The following is a 3,071-nucleotide window of genomic DNA, read 5'->3' on the forward strand; positions in this document are numbered from 1 at the left end:
ATCGGGATGCGGGGATCGGGGCTGAGGCGCCCCGTCCGCTCGGTGATCCGCGCAGTGGGCGGGGTGGTTCCACCCTCGCTCCCCCGACCCTGGCAGGCGCCGGTCACCGGCGCGTTTCGGAACGTTTCGGGCGCGTGAACGCGGTTGCAGTGGCACCGTGGCATGCGCGGAGGAGCGCGACGGCACTCACTGCCGTCCGGTCAGAAGGGAGCCTCCCGTGGATCGGGTGACGGCACCCTCATCGGCTGCCGCGTCCCTCCTGGCGGTGGACCGGGCGGCTCGACCGTCAGCATGCGACCCGCGGGGCTGCGCCAGCGGACGCCGCCGTCGCCCAGGTTCTCGGGGCTCCAGGTGCTGAGGTGCCGGAGCCGGTGGTGCGCGGCGCACAGGTGGGCGAGGTTCGCGGCGTCGGTGGCGCCTCCGTGCTGCCACGGAACGGTGTGGTCGAGCTCGCTCGTGCGGGCGGTGCGGAGGCAGCCGGGGAAGCGGCAGGTGCCATCGCGGTGGGCGAGGGCTCGGCGCAGCTCGGCCGGTGGACGGTAGCTCGTGCGACCGACGGCGAGGGTCGCTCCGGTGTGCGGGTCGGTGAGGATCCGCGTGAGGCTCGGTGCTCCCGCGGCCAGCTCACGTGCCGTCTCGGCGTCGATCGGACCGTAGCCGTCGAGCACCGCGGGCTCGTCGGAGCTGCCGAGCAGCGTGAGGACCGGCACCGTCACGGCGACGACGGCGCGGATGCCGCGCGGGACGGCGGTGCGGGCCCTCGGCGAGGCGGAGCCGGTCGGAGAGGTGCTTCGAGCCGCCGAGCCCGCTGACTCCGGGGCGGGCGACGTCTCACCGTCGAGCAGCAGCGCGGTCGCGACGTCGGCGCGGATCTGCCGGAGGAGGCGCCCGTCCGGCTCGGCGCCTCCGCTGCTCGCCGCCTGCACCGAGCGAGCCGCTCGGTCGATGCGGTCGTACGCGCCGAACGCGTCCTGCGCGGGGACGTGCAGATGCAGCGTCGCCATGCCGTCGAGCTCGCCGTCGATCCAGACCGCGCGATCCTCCCGGCACCGCCGATGGCGCTCGAGCAGGGTCTCGGGATGCAGCCGCTCGCGGAGCGCCCTCAACCGACGGCGCAGCTGGGGCGGAGTGCAGGTCGCCGCGAGCACGGCCGCCTCCTCGTCGAACCGCGTCCGCGACTCCGCCGGCACCGCCAGCACCTCTGCCGTCACCACGCGCGCGTGCTCGCTCGCGCAGGCCCCCGCCTTGAGGGCGGCGAGCACGGCCGGCAGCTCGTTCACGAGGAGGCGGCTCTCCTCGACGAGCGCACCGGCGTGCGCCTCGGACAGGCGGTAGGAGGTCGCGATCTCGGCGACGTGCGCTCGCGCGGCCGCCTCGATCCGCTCGCCCTTGTCGAGCACTCCCGCGTCCACGAGCGCCTCGGGCACCGCCATCGCCGTGCGGCGCGACAGCTCGATCAGCTCGGCCTGCTCGCCGTCGATGCGCGACCGGAACCGCCGCAGCGCCCCCGCCGCCTCGATCGCATGCCCGTAGGCCTCCTCGAAGCAGGCGTGCACCGAGGGCCCGCCCCCGGCGGGTGCTGCGTACGGATCGATCGTTGCCATACCCGGATGATGACATCGACCACCGACACACGGAGGTGCGGTCCTCTCGATCCGTGGAAAACGGCGAGCGACGGCCTCTGAGGAGGGATCACCTGCCGCCGATCGGCAGGACAGCCCTACTTCTGCACGTCCCCGCCCAGCTGCCCGATCGCCGGCAGCGGTCCGCCGTCGTCGGCGCCCGTGCGGCGCCACCGGGCGATCGCGTTGCCCAGGTGGTAGATCACGAGCGCCGCGCCGGCGCCCAGGACGATGCCGCCGAGCTGGAAGCCGCCGGAGGAGAAGCTGAAGCCCGCGATCGCTATGACCAGGGCCACGGCGGCCGTGTACTGGTTGACCGGGCGCGAGAAGTCGACGCGGTTGTCGACCCAGATCTTGATGCCGATGACGCCGATCAGGCCGTAGAGGGCGGTGGTCGCGCCGCCCAGGACGCCCGCGGGGATCGAGTTGAAGACCGCGCCGACCTTGGGCGAGAGGCTGAGCAGCACCGCGGTGACGCCGGCGACCCAGTACGCGGCGGTCGAGTACACGCGGGTGGCGGCCATCACTCCGATGTTCTCGCCGTAGGTCGTAGTGCCCGAGCCGCCGAAGGTGCCCGAGACCGTGGTCGCGACGCCGTCGGCGATCAGCGCACGGCCGGTGTGGGCGTTGACGGAGGAGTCGGTCATGGTGGCGACGCCGCGCACGTGGCCGACGTTCTCGGCGATGAGCACGAGCACGACGGGGAGGAACATCGCGATGCCCGACCACGTCGATCCGGACGCGAAGTCGGGGAAGGAGAAGGGCGGCAGGCCGACCCAGGCGGCGTCGCCGACCGCGGAGTAGTCGATCTCGCCGCGCAGCAGGGCCACGACGTAGCCGATGACGACGCCGAGGAAGATCGAGACGCGGCCCAGGAAGCCGCGGAAGAACACTCCGCCGAGGATGATCGCGGCGAGGGTCACGGTCGCGGTGACGGGGGCCAGCTGGTAGCTCGACCAGGCGGTCGGAGCGAGGTTGAAGCCGATCAGCGCGACGATCGCTCCGGCGACGACCGGGGGCATCAGGCGGTCGATCCAGCCGAGTCCGACGAACTGCACCACGACGCCGACCGCGGCGAGCAGGAGGCCGACGGCGACGACTCCGGCGAGCGCCGACCCGGTGCCGCCGACCGCCGTCGCGGCGGTGACGGGGGCGATGAACGCGAAGCTCGAGCCGAGGTAGCTGGGCAGCTTGTTGCGGGTGATCAGGAGGAAGAGGAGCGTGCCGACACCCGAGAAGAGGAGGGTCGTGGCGACGGGGAAGCCGGTGAGGACGGGGACCAGGAACGTCGCTCCGAACATCGCGACCACGTGCTGCACGCCGATCGCGATCGTGGCGGGCCAGCTGAGCCGCTCGTCGGGGGCGACGACGGCGCCGGGCTCGACGGTGCGGCCGTCTCCGTGCAGGGACCAGGTGGGCATGGGGGCTCCTCGGGCGGGGAAGAAGGGG

2 protein-coding genes are annotated in these 3,071 nt (G+C 73.3%); both read right to left on the bottom strand.

Going from position 1 to position 3,071, the window contains the following annotated elements; translation table 11 throughout:
- Window positions 1-200 precede the first annotated feature (200 nt).
- Complete coding sequence (locus NB037_RS19090) at window positions 201-1,604, bottom strand: HNH endonuclease signature motif containing protein (protein ID WP_251948599.1); 1,404 nt, start codon at window positions 1,602-1,604, stop codon at window positions 201-203.
- A 116-nt stretch (window positions 1,605-1,720) separates the two neighbouring features.
- The gene (locus tag NB037_RS19095) at window positions 1,721-3,043 is read right to left on the bottom strand and encodes a uracil-xanthine permease family protein (protein ID WP_251948602.1); all 1,323 of its coding nucleotides are present in this window, start codon (window positions 3,041-3,043) and stop codon (window positions 1,721-1,723) included.
- Between the last annotated feature and the right edge of the window lie 28 nt (window positions 3,044-3,071).

The organism is Rathayibacter rubneri, assembly GCF_023743255.1.
GTDB classification, from domain to species: Bacteria; Actinomycetota; Actinomycetes; order Actinomycetales; family Microbacteriaceae; genus Rathayibacter; species Rathayibacter rubneri.